Below are 17283 nucleotides of genomic sequence, written 5' to 3'. Positions count from 1 at the left end.
TGCCCACAAGCTCCACAGCGCTCAATCCAATCGATATAAAATCCGGGAAAGTCAAAACCAAATCCCCGGCACCGGCCTTAGCTTATTCCTCCCCGGTGACTGTCCAAACGACCGGGACCACCGCAAAAACCGCTCGGACTTCATGCTGGAGGCCGCGTGTGAGCGTGCCCAAGCGGTGCTGCTCGACCAGGTTTTTTTCAAACTGGACGCGGACAAATTCGAACAGTTCGTGGCGCTGCTCGATGCCCCGCCTAAACCCAATCCGGGTCTTGAACGACTCATGGCCGTGAAACCCGTTTGGGAGACACCCCCCGCATGAGCCAGACGCTTTTGCCACCACAGCCTTTGGTGGCTGAGCACCGACTCGAGGATTTTTCTTGCTGGGAGCCGTCGCTCGATGAGTGGTTGCGACGCCGCGCATTGGTCAACCAAGCCACTGGTGCGAGCCGCACCTTTGTGGTGGCCAACGAATCGGGCCAGGTTCTGGCCTACTACGCTTTGGCAGCCGGTGCGGTCTCGCACCAGGAGTCCCCGGGCAGCATTCGTCGCAACATGCCCGATCCCGTGCCGGTCATGGTGCTGGCCCGCTTGGCGGTCGACCAGCGTTTGCAGGGCCAGCAAATCGGCGGTGCATTGCTCAAAGATGCTTTGCAGCGCGCCGTGTCGGTGGCGCAAAGTATCGGCGTACGTGCCTTACTGGTACACGCCATCAACGAAGGGGCCCGCCAGTTCTACAGCCATTACGGCTTTGTGCCGTCACCGGCCAACGCAGATCAAAAAGGTGATGGAATGGTAGATCGGGATAAAACGTGGTCTGTCCCCTATTGCTGCTATTGCTGGTTTGTCCCCTATTGCTGGTTTGCTATTGCTGGTTTGGAAGCTACGCGTGATGACTCCGTGCGCGCTTGCGGAAAATCCGGAACACATCGCCGCAAAGCAGCCCTGCGAGCGAGATGACGCTGGCGATGGGGAAAAGGAAGAGGCAACCGACGAGAAACCAGCTCTCCTCGCCATCCGTCTGTGGCGGCGAAATCAGCGCCAGCGAGATTGCGAGCAGATAGAACGCGCCGGTGCCGCCGAGAAAGGTGACAAGCCGGCCGACCCCCATGACTCGGAAAGCAAGTGCTGTAACGTATCCCGCGACCACCGGCATCCACTGTTGCCAGGAGCAACCGTTGATGGCGAAGGGCCAGGAAACCAGCTGGCAGACAAGACTGTCGACGATGAACATGTTCAGCATGACGGTGACACTGTGTTGATACGGTCAGTCCGGGAAAACGCGCTCGCCCGTGCATGGCTCGGGGTGGATCGCAGGCTTGCCGCCAACCGGATTGTCCTGCTCCGGCGGTAGCCAACCAATGGTATCGCAGCGTCTGTCGACACCGTCAATAGACGAATCGGTCGTCGCGTCCGGAAAATCGCCAACTGAGCGATTTTGTCCATGTTTTCACCGCCGGATGACAAGCCCGACGCTGACCCGAACCGACCGCATCGTTTGCCTGACGCGGCTCCCGGCGAAATCGACTGATGTCCTTGTTTCAGTTGTACTTTTGCAACACTGAAAACTATATTGAAAGTGCTTTCACAACAAAAAGAAGGAGTCGATCATGTTCAAGCGCATTCTCGTTCCGACTGATGGCTCCCTGTTCTCTCGGGACGCCGTTCGCAAAGCCGTTTCAGTCGCCAAGGACAACGGGGCGAAGATCTCTGCCCTGTACGTCAAGTTGCCGCCGCCAGCACACTATTGGAGCCACGTCATCTGGGTCAATCTGCCCGAACCATCGGCGTTCGAAGAGTTCTCGGAAAAAGAGGCGCAGGAAGCTCTCGATTTCGTCACCGGTATCTGCCAGGAAGAGGGCGTCGAGTGCACCAAGACCTCTGTGACGCACGAGCATATCTATCAGGCGATCATCGACCAAGCGGCCAAGGACAACTGCGACCTGATCTTCATGGCATCGCACGGCCGGCGCGGTATTGATGCCTTGGTGCTCGGCAGCGAAACGCACAAGGTGCTCACACATTCAAAGATACCGGTGCTTGTTTTCCGCTGAGAGCGATCCGCGGCCTCGGCAAAGGCCGGGGCTGACCACTCCTTCAGCCTGCCGGAAAAGGGTTTGCGTAACGTCCAGTTCCTCGCGAAAGCGCTGGTTGAGGCGCCTTAAGTTTGTGTAGCCGCAGGCGTCAGCGAGCGACTGGCCGTAGGTGAATTTCCGGTATTGACAGCCAGGTTACCGGCCTGTGGTTACCACCGTCCCTGACAGGGACCTTCTCTGAATATTTTTCACCCGCCCGGCGGCAACGCTCGGCGGGTTTCGATTATTTATCGGACAGCAAGCGTTCGATGGCGGATCGATACACGGCCTGGTCTTCGCGTTTAGCTACGGCCAACACCAAGACCACGAGCACATCGTCTTCCACCTGGTAGACCAGGCGATAGCCCTGTTTGAGCAATTTGATCTTGTAGCAATCGCGCAGCGCCCCATGCAACTCGGCACCGGGAACATGGGGTTGTTCCAGGCGCTTCTTGAGCAACTTGCGCAGCACGCTTTTGACACTGCCATCAAGTGCATTCCACTCGAAATCCAGGAGGAACTTATGCAAGACAAAACGGAGCGTGGCGTGATTGAAACCCTTCTTCGGGCGACTCAAGAAAAGCGGCTTTGGGGCGGGCGTTTGATGTCACCGGACGAGACTGCTCAAGCGCAAAGCGCTGGCCTTAGCAGGGATGCGAGAGTGACCGGCTGGTTTCTCTGTGGGACGGCGCATCCGGCAATGTTCAGGTGTTGCGCTACAGACGCGATTCACACGCAGCTGCTGCCGCTTGGCACGGGCCATAGGCTCCAGTTTATGGTCGTCGTGCAACAGTGCCGTGACTGGCAATCGCGAATGATTTTGCCGATGGTGGGCGCTATCGTGGAGTAGTTTCTTGAGACATTACGTCGCGGCGACGCGTTGCAAGTGTCGCTGGCCGACGGCGACAATGACGACGCGATTGTCAGTCAGTTGACCGTGGGGGCGAATTCTTCACTGACCGAGCTCAGCGCGATGCGTGTTCAAGCCGAGTTTGATACGAACGAGGTCGTTGCCTTGATGTCATCGCTGATTGACGAGCGTAGAAGCATTTCGCCACTCTGATAAATCATCTGGCCGTTCAGATAAGGACTGTTGTCGCGTCGCGCCTTAGAATTGCCCTATCAACCCGTAGCTCCGTGATCTCGTTTGCCGGCGTGGGTATTCCGGCCAGGAATCGGGTGGTTGAAAAAAGTTCATTGGACAGAATGGCGCCGTGGTGTGAGTGTTACGCTCGGCGCTCAGGTAGATCGGACAGAAAAGCAGAAGCCACAAACGGAAGAGGACGATATTGATCGAGTGCGCATGAGTGGAGTCAGGACTCATGGTTGTTCAACAGTTACACGCTAAACATCATCAGGAGAGAATCGGATGGCAACGCCCGTAATCATGCCGCGGCAGGGGCAGTCGGTGGAAAGCTGCATCATCGGCAAGTGGTACAAGAAGGTTGGCGACAAGGTCTCGGTTGGCGAAGACCTGTTTACGTACGAAACGGACAAGGCCGCCTTTGATGAAGCGGCGAAAGTGGATGGCGAGGTGCTCGCCATTTTCTTTGAGGAAAACGACGATGTGCCCTGCCTGACCAACGTCTGCGTCATCGGGCAGAAGGGCGAGGATTTCGGCGCGTTCGATCCGCGTGGTGCGTCGGCCGCGCCGGCGGAAGCTGCGCCTGCTGCCGCTGCTCCGGTGGACGCTCCAGCCGCCGCAGTGCCCGTTGCCGCCGCCGTTGCGGCGCCGGCCGCGACCATCGCCGGGATCTCGCCGCGCGCCAAAGCGACGGCCGAGAAGCACACGGTCGATCTGCGCCAGGTTGAGCCGACCGGTCCCAAGGGCCGCGTCATCGAGCGTGACATCTTCAAGCTGATCGACGAAGGCAAGTTCGCCACCGGCGCCGTCGGCAGCGACTTCGCCGCCGGTACGGTCGGCAGCGGCATCGGCGGCCGTGTTTCGACGGCCGACCTCGGCGCTGTACCAGCAGCCGCCGCCGCAGTTGCCACGGCAGCACCGGTCACCCCAGTCTTCGATACCACCACCGAAAAGCACAGCAACATCCGCAAGCTCATCGCCAAGTCGATGGTGAATTCGCTGTCGACGATGGCGCAGCTCACCTACAACATGAGCTTCGACGCCACCGACATCCTCGCTTTCCGCGCCAAGGTCAAGAAGGCCAAGGACGCCGGCCTGACCGAAAAGCTTGGCCTGCCGGACAGCATCACCATCAACGACATCATTCTCTACGTCGTCTCGCGTGTGTCCCTGAACCACAAGATGTGCAACGCGCATTACATGGACGACCACATGGTGTTCTTCAACACGGTGAACCTCGGCATGGCCGTCGATACGCCGCGCGGCCTGATGGTCCCGACGATCTTCAACTCTGACCGTTTATCGATCGCGGAAATCTCGCGCCAGGCCAAGGACAAGGCGGCTGCCTGCCAGAAGGGCACGATCTCGCCGGATCAGCTGAAGGACGGCTCGATCACCGTCACCAACCTCGGTTCGCTCGGCATCGAGTCCTTCACCCCGGTCATCAACCCGCCGCAGACCGCGATCATCGGCGTGAACTGCCTGACGACCAAGGTGCGCGACGTGAATGGCGTCGCCGTGCCGTATCCGTCGATGAGCCTGTCGCTGACCGCCGACCACCGTGCCGTCGATGGCGCGCCGGCCGCGCGTTTCCTGCAGGATCTGACCAAGGCGCTCGAGAATTTCTCCCTGTTCCTGCTCAAATAACAACGAGGGATCACGAACATCATGTACGACATCATCGTATTGGGCGGCGGTCCGGCCGGTTACTTGGCGGCGGAACGCGCCGGCCATGCCGGGCTGAAGACCCTGCTCATTGAAAAACGCGCGCTTGGCGGCGTCTGCCTCAACGAAGGCTGTGTGCCGTCTAAGGCACTGCTGAACAGCGCCAAAATCCTCGACTACGCCAAGCACGGCGACAAGTACGGCGTCATTGTTCCCAATGCGACCGGCGCCGCGATCGACCAGAAGGCGGTCATCGCGCGCAAGGACAAGGTCGTCAAGACACTGGTCGCCGGCATCAAGGCGCAACTCAAGGCCAACCATGTGACGGTCGTCAATGGCTTCGGCGAAATCGTCAGCCGCGAAGGCAACGTCATCACCGTGGCCGTCGGCGGCGAGAAGTACCAGTCGTCGAAGCTGCTGATCGCCTCCGGCTCGGAAGCCATCGTGCCGCCGATTCCCGGCGCCAAGGAAGGTCTGGAAGCCGGCCTCGTCATGACCAACCGCGAGATCCTCGACGTCGACGTGATTCCCGAGTCGCTGGTCGTCGTCGGCGGCGGTGTCATCGGCCTGGAAATGGCGAGCTACTTCAACTCGGTCGGTTCCAAGGTCACCGTGATCGAAATGCTCGACAAGATCGCCGGCCCGACCGATCGCGAGATTTCCACGATCCTGCAGAAGAACTACGAGAAGAAGGGCATCACCTTTCATCTCAAGAGCAAGGTCACCGCGATCACGACGAACTCGGTTGAATTCGAGAATGCCGAGGGTGAACGCTCCAAACAATCCGTGCCGGCCGCCAAGGTGCTGCTGTCGATCGGCCGTCGCGCCGTGACCACCGGTTTCGGCCTGGAAAACCTCGGCGTCCTCGTCGAGCGTGGCCGCATCGTCGTCGATGAGAAGGGCCAGACCAACGTGCCCGGCGTCTATGCGACGGGCGACGTGAATGGCGTCTGGATGTTGGCGCACGTGGCGTATCGCGAATCCGAGGTCGTCATCAACAACCTGACCGGCAAGAAGGACGCGATGCGCTACAACGCTGTACCGTCGGTGATCTACACCAACCCGGAAGTCGGGACGGTCGGCGAAACCGAAGAGTCCTGTGCCGCGAAGGGCATCGCCTTCAAGGTGGCCAACATCTCGATGAACTACAGCGGCCGCTACATGGCCGAGAACGCCGGCGGCGACGGGATCTGCAAGGTGATCGCCGACACTGCCAAGAACCGCCTCATCGGCTGCCACATCATCGGCAACTACGCGTCCGAAATCATCACCTCGGCGGCGATGCTGATCGAGTCTGAAATGAAGATCGACGACATCAAGGAATTCATCTTCCCGCACCCGTCGGTCGCCGAAATCATCCGGGAAGCCATCTTCCAACTGTAAAACTCCAGGTTTGACCTTTTATTTTTTGGGAAACGAACGAAATGACCAAGCACCTTCATATTGATCCGGACCAGATGCGCAAGCCGGGCTTCATCGAATTCAACAAGATTCCGGTCAACCAGTACAAGAAGACGATCGCCCAGGAGGAGAAGAACTTCTCGAAGGATGATTTCCTGCGCATCTACCGCGACATGCGCTACATCCGCGAATTCGAAACGATGCTGTACACGATCAAGACGACGAACGCGTACAACGGCATCGAGTACAACAATCCCGGCCCGGCCCACCTGTCGATGGGTCAGGAAGCCTCCTCGGTCGGTCAGGCCTACCTGCTGACGGTCGACGACTTCATCTTCGGCTCACACCGCAGCCACGGCGAAATCCTCGCCAAGGGTCTGTCGTCGATCCATAAGCTGTCGGACGCCGAACTGACCTCGGTGATGGAGCAGTTCCTCGGCGGCGATACCTACAAGGTCGTCGAGCAGTTCAACAAGGGCAAGGGCAAGTCGGTCAAGGATCTCGCCATCGACTTCTTGCTCTACGGCGCACTGGCTGAAATCTTTGCCAAGAACACCGGCTTCCACAAAGGCCTCGGCGGCTCGATGCACGCCTTCTTCCTGCCCTTCGGCATCTATCCGAACAACGCCATCGTCGGCGGTTCGGCCGACATCTCGGTCGGCGCGGCGCTGTACAAGAAGATCAACAGCAAGAACGGCATCGTCATCTGCAACATCGGCGACGGCTCGATGGCCTGCGGCCCGGTCTGGGAAGGCCTGATGATGGCCACCATGGATCAGTACAACAACCTGTGGGAAGGCGACATGAAGGGCGGCCTGCCGCTGCTCGTCAATGTCATGAACAACCAGTACGCGATGGGCGGCCAGACGCGCGGCGAGACCATGGGCTACGACTTCCTCGCCCGCATCGGCGCCGGCGTCAATGCCGACCAGATGCACGCCGAACGCATCGACGGCTACGATCCGCTCGCCGTCATCGAAGCGATGGGCCGCAAGCTCGAAATCCTGCGCGGCAAGAAAGGTCCGGTCCTGCTCGACACGCTGACCTACCGCTACTCCGGCCACTCGCCGTCCGACGCCGATTCCTACCGCACGCTGGAAGAGAAGAATGCGTGGATGGAGCACGACTCGATCGTCGCCTACCGCGCCAAGCTGATCAAAGCCGGCGTCGCCAGCCAGGAGGATTTCGACGCGATCGACGCGACGATCATCGAGAACGTCACCAACGTCGTGCAGATGGCTTCCGATCCGGTCATGTCGCCGCGCATGGACCTCTTCAAGACGCCGGGCGCGATCGAGGACATCATGTTCTCGAACCAGAAGGTCGCCAGGATGGAAGACCGCAAGCCGGACGTTAACCACGCCAAGGAAGAAAACCCGCGCGTGATGGCCATCGCCAAGAAGGAACGTTTTGCCTTCGACGCCGCCGGCAAGCCGGTCTCCAAGAACAAGGTTTACCAATACCGCGACGCCGTGTTCGAAGCGCTGATCGACAAGTTCTACGAAGATCCCACGCTGGTCGCCTACGGCGAAGAAAACCGTGACTGGGGCGGTGCGTTCGCCGTCTATCGTGGTCTGACCGAAGCGCTGCCCTACCACCGCCTGTTCAACTCGCCGATCGCCGAAGCGGCGATCGTCGGCTCGGCCGTCGGCTACGCCATGTGCGGCGGCCGCGTGGTGGTCGAACTGATGTACTGCGACTTCCTCGGCCGTGCCGGTGACGAAGTCTTCAACCAGTTGCCCAAGTGGCAGGCGATGTCGGCCGGCATCCTCAAGATGCCCGTCATCATCCGCGTCTCGGTCGGTTCCAAGTACGGCGCCCAGCACTCGCAGGACTGGACCTCGCTGTGCGCGCAGATCCCGGGCCTCAAGGTCGTCTTCCCGGTCACGCCGTACGACGCCAAGGGTCTGATGACCGCGGCGCTGAACGGCACCGACCCGGTGATCTTCTTCGAAAGCCAGCGCCTGTACGACATCGCCGAGCAGTTCCACGAGGGCGGCGTGCCGAAGGAGTCGTACGAGATCACCATCGGTGAGCCCGACATCAAGCGTGCCGGCAAGGACATCACGATCGTCACCATCGGCGCCACGCTGTACCGTGCGCTGGAAGCGGCGACCGAGCTCGAAGCCAAGTACGGCATCAGCGCCGAAGTCATCGACGCGCGTTCGATGGTGCCGTTCAACTACGAGAAGGTCGTCGAATCGGTCAAGAAGACCGGCCGCGTGCTGCTCTCGTCCGATGCTTGTGATCGTGGTTCCTACCTCTCCGACATCGCACGCAACATCAACGACCTGTGCTTCGACTACCTGGACGCGCCGGCCGTGGTGCTCGGCTCGCGCAACTGGATCACGCCGGCCTACGAACTGGAAGAGCACTTCTTCCCGCAGAAGGACTGGTTCATCGACATGATCCACGAGCGCATCCTGCCGATCCCCGGCTACACCCCGACGCGCAGCTTTACCGATGTGGAATTGATGCGCCGCTCGAAGTTGGGCGTTTAGGAAGCTAACCGCTTTTGACGCAGAGGGCGCAGAGACGCGGAGAACGCAGAGAACAGCAAGGCATTTTCTCTGCGCCTCCGCGTACTCTGCGTTGAAAGCGGTTTATCGAAATTCGACCAAGGAATCAGGAGAACACATGTCCAAAGAACAACTCGGTTCTTTGATCGAGCAACTCAACGCAGCAACCAAAGCGGAGCGCCTCGCCGCGCTGACCGCCATCCGCAAGCTGGTCGATAGCGGCGACATTCCGCAACCGGCGCGTGGCAAGGATGTGAACAACCACATCCACACCTTCTATTCCTTTTCGCCGTACTCGCCGGCCAAGGCCGTCTACCGCTCGTGGGATGCAGGTCTGGCGACGACCGGCATCATGGATCATGACTCGATCAGCGGTGCCGAAGAGTTCATCGAAGCCGGCCGCATCCTGGGCATCGCGACGACGGTCGGCGCCGAGTTGCGTGCGGATTTTTCCGGTACGCTGCTCGAAGGTCGCCGGGTCAATAACCCCGACCAGAACACGGTGACCTACGTCGCCATGCACGGCATCCCGCACACCGAGATCGCTGCCGTGAAGAAGTTCTTCGAGCCGATCGGCGTCGAGCGCGGCAAACGCAACCGTGCGATGGTCGAGCGCATCAACGCCGTGCTCAAGCTGCCGGCGATCGCCATCGACTACGACCGCGACGTCGTGCCGCTCTCGATGGCGCAGGAAGCGGGCAGCATCACCGAACGCCATTTGCTGTTCGCCGTCGCGAAGAAGATGAGCGCACATTTCGGGCGCGGCCAGGCCGTTCTCGATTTCCTGAACGATCAGCTCGGCATCCAGGTGAGCGGCGGCGCACGCGGTTTCCTGCTCGACGCCGCCAACGAGATGTACGACTACGACCTGCTGAACGTGCTCAAGGCGCAGCTGGTCGAGCAGTTCTACGTGCCGGCGACCAGCGAAGCGGTGCCGATCAAGGCCGTCGCCGATTTCTGCGCGCAGCACGGCGTCGTGCTCGCCTACGCCTATCTCGGCGATGTGGGCGATTCGGTGACCGGCGACAAGAAGACGCAGAAGTTCGAGGACGACTTCCTCGACGACGTATTCACGACGATCAAGTCGCTCGGCTTCAAGGCCGTGACCTACATGGCGGCGCGCAACAGCAAGAAGCAACTCGACCGCCTGCGCGCGATGTGCGTCGAGAACGCAATGTTCCAGATCAGCGGCGAAGACATCAACCAGCCGCGCCAGAAGTTCATCTGCGAGGCGATGCGTAATCCCGAGTTCGACAATCTGGTCGACGCAGCCTGGGCGTTGATCGGCCACGAGCTGAGCGCCACGCAGAACCTAGCGCAAGGCATGTTCTCGGCCGAGACGCTGGCGAAGATGCCGTCGCTCGACGCGCGCATCGAGTACTTCAAAAACTACGCGCTGCAGAACGCGGTCAAAAACTGACCGCCCATTAACGATCTCTTTTACGGATTCCAGCCATTTCCATGAATGCCCCTGAACAAGTCCAGCAACTGATCGAGATTTCCCGCCATTACGGTGTCGACAGCCGTTTCGTCATCGCCGGCGGCGGCAATACGTCGTACAAGAACGCCGAGAAACTGTGGGTGAAAGCGAGCGGCTCGTCGCTGGCGACGATTACCGAGGACGGTTTTGCCGTGCTCGACCGCGCCAGGCTCAAGGTACTGTCGGAGCGGACCTACAGCAGCGACAGCGCCGAGCGCGAGGAGCAGGTCAAGAACGATCTTGCCGCGGCCTGCATCAGCAAGGGCCGTCGTCCGTCGGTCGAGACGTCGATGCACAACGCCATCGACTACGCCTTCGTGATCCACCTGCACCCGACGGCAGCGAACGGCCTGATGTGCGCGAACAACGCGGAAAGCGATCTGCGCCGCCTGTTCGGCGAGCAGGCCCTCTACATTCCCTACACCGACCCGGGCTACGTGCTGTTCAAACTGGTCGACGAATCGATCGTTGCGTACCGCAAGGCGCACAGCGCCGAGCCGCAGGTGATCTGGCTGCAGAACCACGGTATCTTCGTCGCCGCCAATACGACCGACGAAGTGAAGGCAATCTACACCGACGTGCTCGCCAAGCTCGAAGGCGCGGTCAAGGAACCGCTGCCGGTCGGCGAAGTTGAACTTGCGCCGGCGATCCTGAAGACCGTCCCCGGTCTGCGCATGCTGCTCTCGACGCAAGGGCTGAAGACCCTGAAGGTGCGCGCCAACGCGCTGACCGCGTACTACAGCGAGAGCGAAGCAAACCAGAAGAAGATCGCGCGTCCGTTTACGCCGGATGCGATCGTCTATTGCAAGTCGAACGTGATCTTCATCAACGAGAGCGAGCCGGAAGCGATCCTCGCGCAGGCGAAGCAGGTCATCCCGGCCTTCGCCGAGAAGTTCGGTTACCTGCCGAAGGTGCTCGTGATCAAGGGCATCGGCCTCGTCGCCGTCGGCGACAACGCCGCGCAGTGCGACACCATCCTCGACGTCTTCGAGGACGCGATGAAGGTGGCCTGGATCGCCGGATCGTTCGGCGGCGAACACCCGATGACGCAGGCGCAGATCGACTTCATCGACAACTGGGAAGTCGAGAACTACCGCCGCGCCGTCGCCGCGGGCGGGGTGCGCGGCCGTGCCGAGAACCGCACCATCATCGTTACCGGGGCAGCACAGGGTTTTGGCGAAGGCATTGCGCGCTGCCTCGCACAGGAAGGCGCCAACATCGTCATCGCCGACATGAATGACGCGGTCGGCAGCGAAACGGCCAAGCGCCTCACCGCGCTGGCCAAGAGCAACCGCGTGATTTTTGCCAAGACGAACGTCGCCGATCTCGTCAGCCTCGAACAGATGGCGCTGGCCACCGTCGCCCAGTTCGGCGCCATCGACTGCTTCGTCAGCAACGCCGGCGTGCTGCGCGCGGGCGGGCTCGACGACATGACGCCGGAGAACTTCGAGTTCGTGACCAAGATCAACTACAGCGCCTATTTCTACTGCGCCAAGGTGATCTCGCCGGTGATGAAACTGCAGACGCGCTTTGCGAGCGAGGACTACTTCGCCGACATCATCCAGATCAACTCCAAGTCCGGCCTGCGCGGCAGCAAGGCGAACTTCGCCTACGCCGGCGGCAAGTTCGGCGGCATCGGCCTGACACAGTCCTTCGCGCTCGAACTCGCGCCGTTCCGCATCAAGGTGAATTCGATCTGCCCGGGCAATTTCTACGAAGGCCCGCTGTGGAGCGACCCGGTGAATGGCCTGTTCGTGCAATACCTCAACGCCGGCAAGGTGCCGGGGGCGAAAACGATCGACGACGTGCGCGCCTTCTACCTCGCGCAGGTGCCGATGAAGAAAGGCTGCTCGCCGGAGGACGTCACCAAGGGCGTGCTGTACCTGATGGATCAATGCGGAGAAACCGGCCAGGCGCTGCCGATCACCGGCGGCCAGGTCATGATCAACTAAGGCAGTCAAGGGGTAAATGTAGGAGCGCAGCTCGCTGCGCGATAACGGCGTTTCTTCGTGGAGACGCTGCCTTCGCCTGATAAAACCGGGCTCCTACGACAAACAAAGGTTTACGGAGAGCGCAAGATGTTAACCGGATGTCCTGGTCGTTCGCGTTTTTAACTTATTACGTCATTCAAGGTTGAACTCAAGATGAAAACTACTGCCGTCCGTCTCTACGGAAAAAAAGACCTCCGTCTCGAATCCTTCGAGCTGCCGCCGATCAAGGACGATGAAATCCTTGCCAAGGTCGTCGCCGACAGCCTGTGCATGTCCTCGTACAAGGCCTCTTCGCAGGCTACCGACCACAAGCGCATCCCCGACGATGTCGCCGATCACCCGATCATCATCGGCCACGAGTTCTGTGGCGAACTCGTCGAAGTCGGCGCCAAGTGGGCCGATAAATTCAAGGCGGGCGACAAGTTCTCGATCCAGCCCGCACTGAACTACGCCGAAGGCCCGGTCGGCATCCTCAGCGCGCCGGGCTACAGCTATCAGAACATCGGCGGCGACGCGACCTACGTCGTCATCCCGGCTGAAGTGATGCAGCAGAACTGCCTGCTTTCCTACACCGGCGAAGGCTTCTACCCAGCCGCACTGGCCGAGCCGCTCTCGTGCGTGATCGGCGCGATGCACGCCAACTACCACCTGACGCCCGGCAGCTATGTGCACAAGATGGATATCGTCGATGGTGGCAAGATGGCCATCCTCGCCGGCGTCGGCCCGATGGGGCTGGCCGCAATCAACTATGTGCTGCGCCGCGAAGATCGCAAGCCCAGCCTGCTGGTCGTCACCGACGTCGATCAGGCCCGCCTCGACCGCGCGGCGACGCTCTACACCGTCGAATTCGCGGCCTCGCGCGGCATCGATCTGCGCTATGTGAATACCGGAACGATGGCTGACCCGGTTGCCGAGTTGAAGGCGATCGCCGGCGGCGAGGGCTACAACGACGTCTTCGTCTTCGCGCCGGTCAAGCCCGTCGTCGAACAGGGCGACGCCATCCTCGCCTTCGACGGCTGCCTCAACTTCTTCGCCGGTCCGAGCGATCCGAAGTTCAGCGCGTCGTTCAACTTCTACAACGTGCACTACGGCTACACGCACGTCGCGGGGACGAGCGGCGGCAACACCGACGACATGGTCGAGGCGCTCGAAATGATGAGCAAGGGCCTTGATCCGGCGGGCTTGGTGACGCATATCGGCGGCCTCAACGCCGTCGCCGAAGCGACCAACCATCTGCCCGAGATTCCCGGCGGCAAGAAGCTGATCTATACGCACATCGACATGCCGCTGACGCCGATCGCCGACTTCGCCAAGCTCGGCGAAACGAATCCGCTGTTCAAGCAGTTGGCCGAAATCTGCACACGCAACAAGGGGCTGTGGAGCATCGAGGCCGAGAGCTACCTGCTCGCCAACTTCCCGCAAAAAGCCTGACGTCGGGCAATAGTCGTAACTCTCCTGCGGCCGCCTCCGGTTTGCTTTACCGGTGGCGGCCGTATAACATTTTTGCCTTTTCCAACAAGACTCAGGGGCGACCATGCTTGAACGAATCAAAGCGATTATCGAAGCCGAAGCAGCCGCGGTGCGCAGCATCCCGATCGATGCAAGCTTCGAAAAGGCGGTCGCAATCATCCACCGCCAGGTGCATGAAAAGGGCGGCAAGCTCGTCACCAGCGGCATGGGCAAGGCCGGCCAGATCGCGCACAACATCGCCACGACGTTCAGCTCAACGGGTACGCCGGCTGCCTATCTGCACCCGAGCGAAGCGCAGCACGGCGACCTCGGCATCCTGCAGCCGAACGACGTGATGCTGGTCATCTCGAACTCAGGCAAGACACGCGAGATCGTCGAGCTGATCGAACTCAAGAACGACCTTTACGCCGACGTCCCGGTCATCGTCATCACCAGCCAGGGCGACAGCCCGCTGGCCGGATGTGCCGACTGCGCGCTGCTCACGGGCAATCCCCCCGAAGTCTGCGCGCTCGGCCTCACGCCGACGACCTCGACGACGATCATGACCGTCATCGGCGATGCGCTCGTCGTCATGCTGATGGAGAAGATCGGCTTCGATGCGACCGAGTATTCCAAGCGTCACCATGGCGGTTATCTGGGGGCGAAATCGCGGAGCATTTCCGGGCGAGGTTGATGCGGCGCTGCGTCGAAATAGCAGAGGGGCGGCGATTTACGCACTAGATCGTCGTCTTTTGGCAAAAAAAGCAAAAAAGGACGTGCCAAAGCGCTTGGTGCGTGTAGCCCGCTCCCGGGAATGCTGCGAAAATCGAGGGCATTAGAACTCCTGCCATCGCCGCGCATCGACCGAGAACGAGCATGCCCAAAACCGTTGAGGAAATCGCCCGGGAAACCGGCTTTTCCATTACCACCGTCCGTTTCGTCATCAACGGTCAGTCTGAGAAATACCGGATCAGCGAAAAGACCCGCAAGCAGATCGAAGACTACGTCGCCATTCACGGCTATTCGCTCAATCACGCCGCGCGCAGCCTCAAACTCAAACGCAGCGATACTATCGGCCTCGTCGTTCCCGACCTGGCCAACGCCTTCTTCGCACGCTTCATGGCTGCCTTCGAGATTCGCTGCCGCAAGCGCAACCTGCTGCTGCTCACCGTCTCGTCGCACGACGATCCCGATCTTGAAAGCCGCGCCGTCACCAGCCTGCTCGCCCGCGGCGTCGATGGACTCGTCATCGCACCGTGTCAAGGAAGCTCGCAGCCGCAGCTGATCAAGAATCTCGATCGCAAGTCGATCGTCATGTTCGACCGCGACTACGGGACGCACCTCTTCCCGACCGTGATCAGCGACAACTACCAGGGGGCACTCGAAATGGCGCGGCGCATGCTGCGCGAGGCGAAGGGCCCGTGCTACTTCATGTGCGGTGACGCCGAGCGGCCGGCGGTCGAAGGCGTCATTCGCGGGCCGAGTATCAAGGAGCGCTTGCGCGGTTTCTTGGACGCGAGCGCGGAGGCCGGGATCAAGAACGGCGAAAGCCTCGTGCGCATGGCGACCGAAAGCAGCCCGGAAGCCGGTGCCGAGATGATGCACGAACTGATCGACGAGCTTGGCGCGCCACCGCACGCCTTCATGTGCTCGGCGCTCCTCCTGCTCGAAGGTGCCCTGCAGCAGATCCGCGCGCAAACGGGAAAGATCGACAAGAAGATCCTGATCGGCACCTTCGACGACCACACGATGCTCGACTTCCTGCCCAACCGCGTGTTCTCCATCCGCCAGAACGAAGACGCCCTCGCACGGCGTGTCTTCGAACGGCTGATCGAACCGCTCGGTAGCAGCAAGCGGTCGAGCGCGGTTGATACTGTCCCGACCGAGCTGATCTGCCGCAATTTGTAGGCTTCGACGGAACCCGTGGCGGTTCCGCAGCGTCAACCCGGCTCCGAAAACGCTGAGGATGAAAATGATCTCCGCTCTGCGCAGTTTGATGAAGCGAAACGTCGGCGCAGCTTCCGCCCGTTGGCGTTCGGCTTGCGCGGTATTTCTAGTGGTTGCCGCGCTGCCAGTGCTCAATGCATGTTCCACACAGCCGCCTGCCGGCATGACGCCAGTCAGCCCCTTCCAGATCGAACGCTATCTCGGCAAGTGGTACGAAATCGCCAGGCTGGATCACTCGTTCGAGCGCGGCCTGAGTGACGTGAGCGCCACCTATCGCCTGCAGGACGACGGCAGCGTGCAAGTCGTCAATCGCGGATTTGACGGCACGCGGAACGAATGGCGCGAGGCGGTCGGGCGAGCACTATTTACGGGCGACCCAACGCGCGCGTCGTTGAAAGTGTCCTTCTTCGGCCCGTTCTATGGCGGTTATCACGTCATCTCGCTCGATCAGCAGGATTACCGCTGGGCGATGGTCGTCGGTCCCGACCGCGACTACCTGTGGATTCTCGCCCGCGACCGCCAGTTGGCTCCGGAGGTTAGGCAACAGTTGCTGCGCCTAGCCCGCGAGTCGGGATTCGACGTCGCTTCGCTGATCTGGGTCGATCAGGCGAGGGATGACGGCTAGGCCGTCCTGACGCGGCTATTCGCAGTCTGCGTTCCCGTTTGGCAGAGGTAGCGAGTAGTGGCAAAGAATCTCCAGCGGGATGAGGACCTGCGTATTCTGGGGTGCTCCGCTGAGAATCGCGTTGAGTTGATCCGTAGCTTCAAGCAGCATGTGTTTCATGTTCTGCGTGATCAGGTAGTCCACCTCGTTTCTTCTGATCAAGGCTTCGGTGACCCGGTTGTACTCGTGTGTCACGAACAGCGTTTTTCCGGTCAAGCCGCCTTCGGCGAGCGCCATCGCTACGCCTTGGTTGCCCCCGGCGGTGTTGTAAACACCGTCAATCTTCGGATAAATCTCCAATAGCGACTTGATGGCCGCATGGCTGGCTTCGGCCGAGTCGCCGTGCTTGACTACCTCGATCACGTTGATAGCCGGAAAGCGCTGGCGCAGCACCGAGCGGAAGCCCATTTCCCTCTCTTCGTGGCAGCGATAGTTCATCGCCTCGACGACGACGGCGAGGTTGGCCGGCGCGTCGGCTGGCATATGCCTACCCATGAGAAAGCCGACGGTTTGGCCTGCTGCGCGGTTGTCTATGCCGACGTAGGCATGGCGCGCGGCGAGATCGAGATCGGTGTGCGAGGTGACGATCGCTTTGCCTTGTTCCCGGAACAGCGCGGCTGCATCGACAATTTCTGCAGAGTTCTTGGCAATGATGATGAGTCCGTCGGCATCGCTCTGCGCGGCGATGAGGCCGGCAACGCGCTTGCTTGGAATCCCAACGCACGGCAGCACTTCGAGCGTGCAGTTGCGTGCCGCCAGCGAAGGCGCCAGGCGGTCGGCCTCGTCGACGATCGACTGCGTAAAGGCATCACCGACCTGGATGATCGCCTTGTAGTGCTTGCGGCGATCTTCGCGATGCGCATGGAATGATGCATTGCTTGTCTCTCGCAGCTGTCGAAGTGCGGCATCTACTATCGCCTGCGTACGCGTATGTACCCCTTCGCGTTCGTTCAGTACGCGATCGATTGTCGCCCGACTCAGCCCGGTGAGACGCATGATCTCTTTGATTTG

General features: G+C 60.6%; 16 protein-coding genes. 13 read left to right on the top strand and 3 right to left on the bottom strand.

Annotated features, from left to right (window positions below; genetic code table 11):
- Both KBA32_RS05080 and KBA32_RS05075 read left to right on the top strand, forming a co-directional pair.
- A partial coding sequence (locus tag KBA32_RS05080) for a DUF1778 domain-containing protein (protein WP_294356140.1) occupies nt 1-319 on the top strand: 319 nt, incomplete at its 5' end.
- The gene (locus tag KBA32_RS05075) at nt 316-957 is read left to right on the top strand and encodes a GNAT family N-acetyltransferase (RefSeq protein ID WP_294356138.1); all 642 of its coding nucleotides are present in this window, start codon (nt 316-318) and stop codon (nt 955-957) included. The genes KBA32_RS05080 and KBA32_RS05075, both read left to right, overlap by 4 nt.
- Here KBA32_RS05075 and KBA32_RS05070 read toward each other — a convergent pair.
- On the bottom strand, nt 881-1240 hold the full coding sequence (locus tag KBA32_RS05070; RefSeq protein ID WP_294356136.1) for a hypothetical protein: 360 nt from the start codon (nt 1238-1240) through the stop codon (nt 881-883). The two genes, KBA32_RS05075 and KBA32_RS05070, sit on opposite strands and share 77 nt — an antisense overlap.
- Before the next feature lie 367 nt (nt 1241-1607).
- On the opposite strand from KBA32_RS05070, the gene KBA32_RS05065 reads away from it, so the two are divergent.
- Complete coding sequence (locus KBA32_RS05065; protein ID WP_294356134.1) at nt 1608-2051, top strand: universal stress protein; 444 nt, start codon at nt 1608-1610, stop codon at nt 2049-2051.
- A 265-nt stretch (nt 2052-2316) separates the two neighbouring features.
- Here the strand turns inward: KBA32_RS05065 and KBA32_RS05060 are convergent, their stop codons facing one another.
- Entirely contained in the window at nt 2317-2601 is a 285-nt protein-coding gene (locus tag KBA32_RS05060) for a type II toxin-antitoxin system RelE/ParE family toxin (RefSeq protein WP_367113744.1), read from the bottom strand.
- 357 nt (nt 2602-2958) lie between these two features.
- Between KBA32_RS05060 and KBA32_RS05055 the strand changes: the two genes are divergently transcribed.
- The 10 genes from KBA32_RS05055 to KBA32_RS05010 all read left to right on the top strand — a co-directional run bounded on the left by KBA32_RS05055 (nt 2959) and on the right by KBA32_RS05010 (nt 16233).
- The gene (locus KBA32_RS05055; RefSeq protein WP_294356129.1) at nt 2959-3135 is read left to right on the top strand and encodes a hypothetical protein; all 177 of its coding nucleotides are present in this window, start codon (nt 2959-2961) and stop codon (nt 3133-3135) included.
- Between the two features lie 306 nt (nt 3136-3441).
- Complete coding sequence (locus tag KBA32_RS05050; protein WP_294356127.1) at nt 3442-4803, top strand: dihydrolipoamide acetyltransferase family protein; 1362 nt, start codon at nt 3442-3444, stop codon at nt 4801-4803.
- A gap of 21 nt (nt 4804-4824) precedes the next feature.
- Nucleotides 4825-6204 (top strand): dihydrolipoyl dehydrogenase, encoded by a 1380-nt coding sequence (gene lpdA, locus KBA32_RS05045; RefSeq protein WP_294356125.1) that lies wholly within the window; start codon nt 4825-4827, stop codon nt 6202-6204.
- Between the two features lie 41 nt (nt 6205-6245).
- Nucleotides 6246-8723, top strand: a complete 2478-nt coding sequence (locus tag KBA32_RS05040; RefSeq protein ID WP_294356123.1) for a thiamine pyrophosphate-dependent enzyme — start codon at nt 6246-6248, stop codon at nt 8721-8723.
- 136 nt (nt 8724-8859) lie between these two features.
- Nucleotides 8860-10161, top strand: coding sequence for a hypothetical protein (locus KBA32_RS05035; RefSeq protein ID WP_294356120.1), 1302 nt, complete (start codon nt 8860-8862; stop codon nt 10159-10161).
- A gap of 41 nt (nt 10162-10202) precedes the next feature.
- The gene (locus tag KBA32_RS05030; RefSeq protein WP_294356118.1) at nt 10203-12173 is read left to right on the top strand and encodes an SDR family NAD(P)-dependent oxidoreductase; all 1971 of its coding nucleotides are present in this window, start codon (nt 10203-10205) and stop codon (nt 12171-12173) included.
- 192 nt (nt 12174-12365) lie between these two features.
- Nucleotides 12366-13643, top strand: a complete 1278-nt coding sequence (locus tag KBA32_RS05025) for a zinc-binding dehydrogenase (RefSeq protein WP_294356116.1) — start codon at nt 12366-12368, stop codon at nt 13641-13643.
- A 103-nt stretch (nt 13644-13746) separates the two neighbouring features.
- Nucleotides 13747-14355 carry an SIS domain-containing protein gene (locus KBA32_RS05020; RefSeq protein WP_294356114.1) on the top strand — a complete coding sequence of 203 codons (609 nt, stop codon included), beginning with the start codon at nt 13747-13749 and terminating at the stop codon, nt 14353-14355.
- A gap of 182 nt (nt 14356-14537) precedes the next feature.
- Nucleotides 14538-15569 carry a LacI family DNA-binding transcriptional regulator gene (locus KBA32_RS05015; RefSeq protein ID WP_294356113.1) on the top strand — a complete coding sequence of 344 codons (1032 nt, stop codon included), beginning with the start codon at nt 14538-14540 and terminating at the stop codon, nt 15567-15569.
- A 202-nt stretch (nt 15570-15771) separates the two neighbouring features.
- A complete protein-coding gene (locus tag KBA32_RS05010) occupies nt 15772-16233 on the top strand; it encodes a lipocalin family protein (protein WP_294356111.1) in 462 nt (153 codons plus the stop codon).
- Between the two features lie 15 nt (nt 16234-16248).
- Here the strand turns inward: KBA32_RS05010 and KBA32_RS05005 are convergent, their stop codons facing one another.
- Nucleotides 16249-17268: a substrate-binding domain-containing protein gene (locus KBA32_RS05005; RefSeq protein WP_294356109.1), complete on the bottom strand. Its 1020-nt coding sequence runs from the start codon at nt 17266-17268 to the stop codon at nt 16249-16251.
- Nucleotides 17269-17283: the final 15 nt, after the last annotated feature.

It is taken from the genome of Propionivibrio sp., from assembly GCF_017995515.1.
GTDB lineage: Bacteria > Pseudomonadota > Gammaproteobacteria > Burkholderiales > Rhodocyclaceae > Propionivibrio.
Note: the sequence above shows the minus strand (reverse complement) of the source record. Positions and strands in the feature narration are given on the sequence as shown.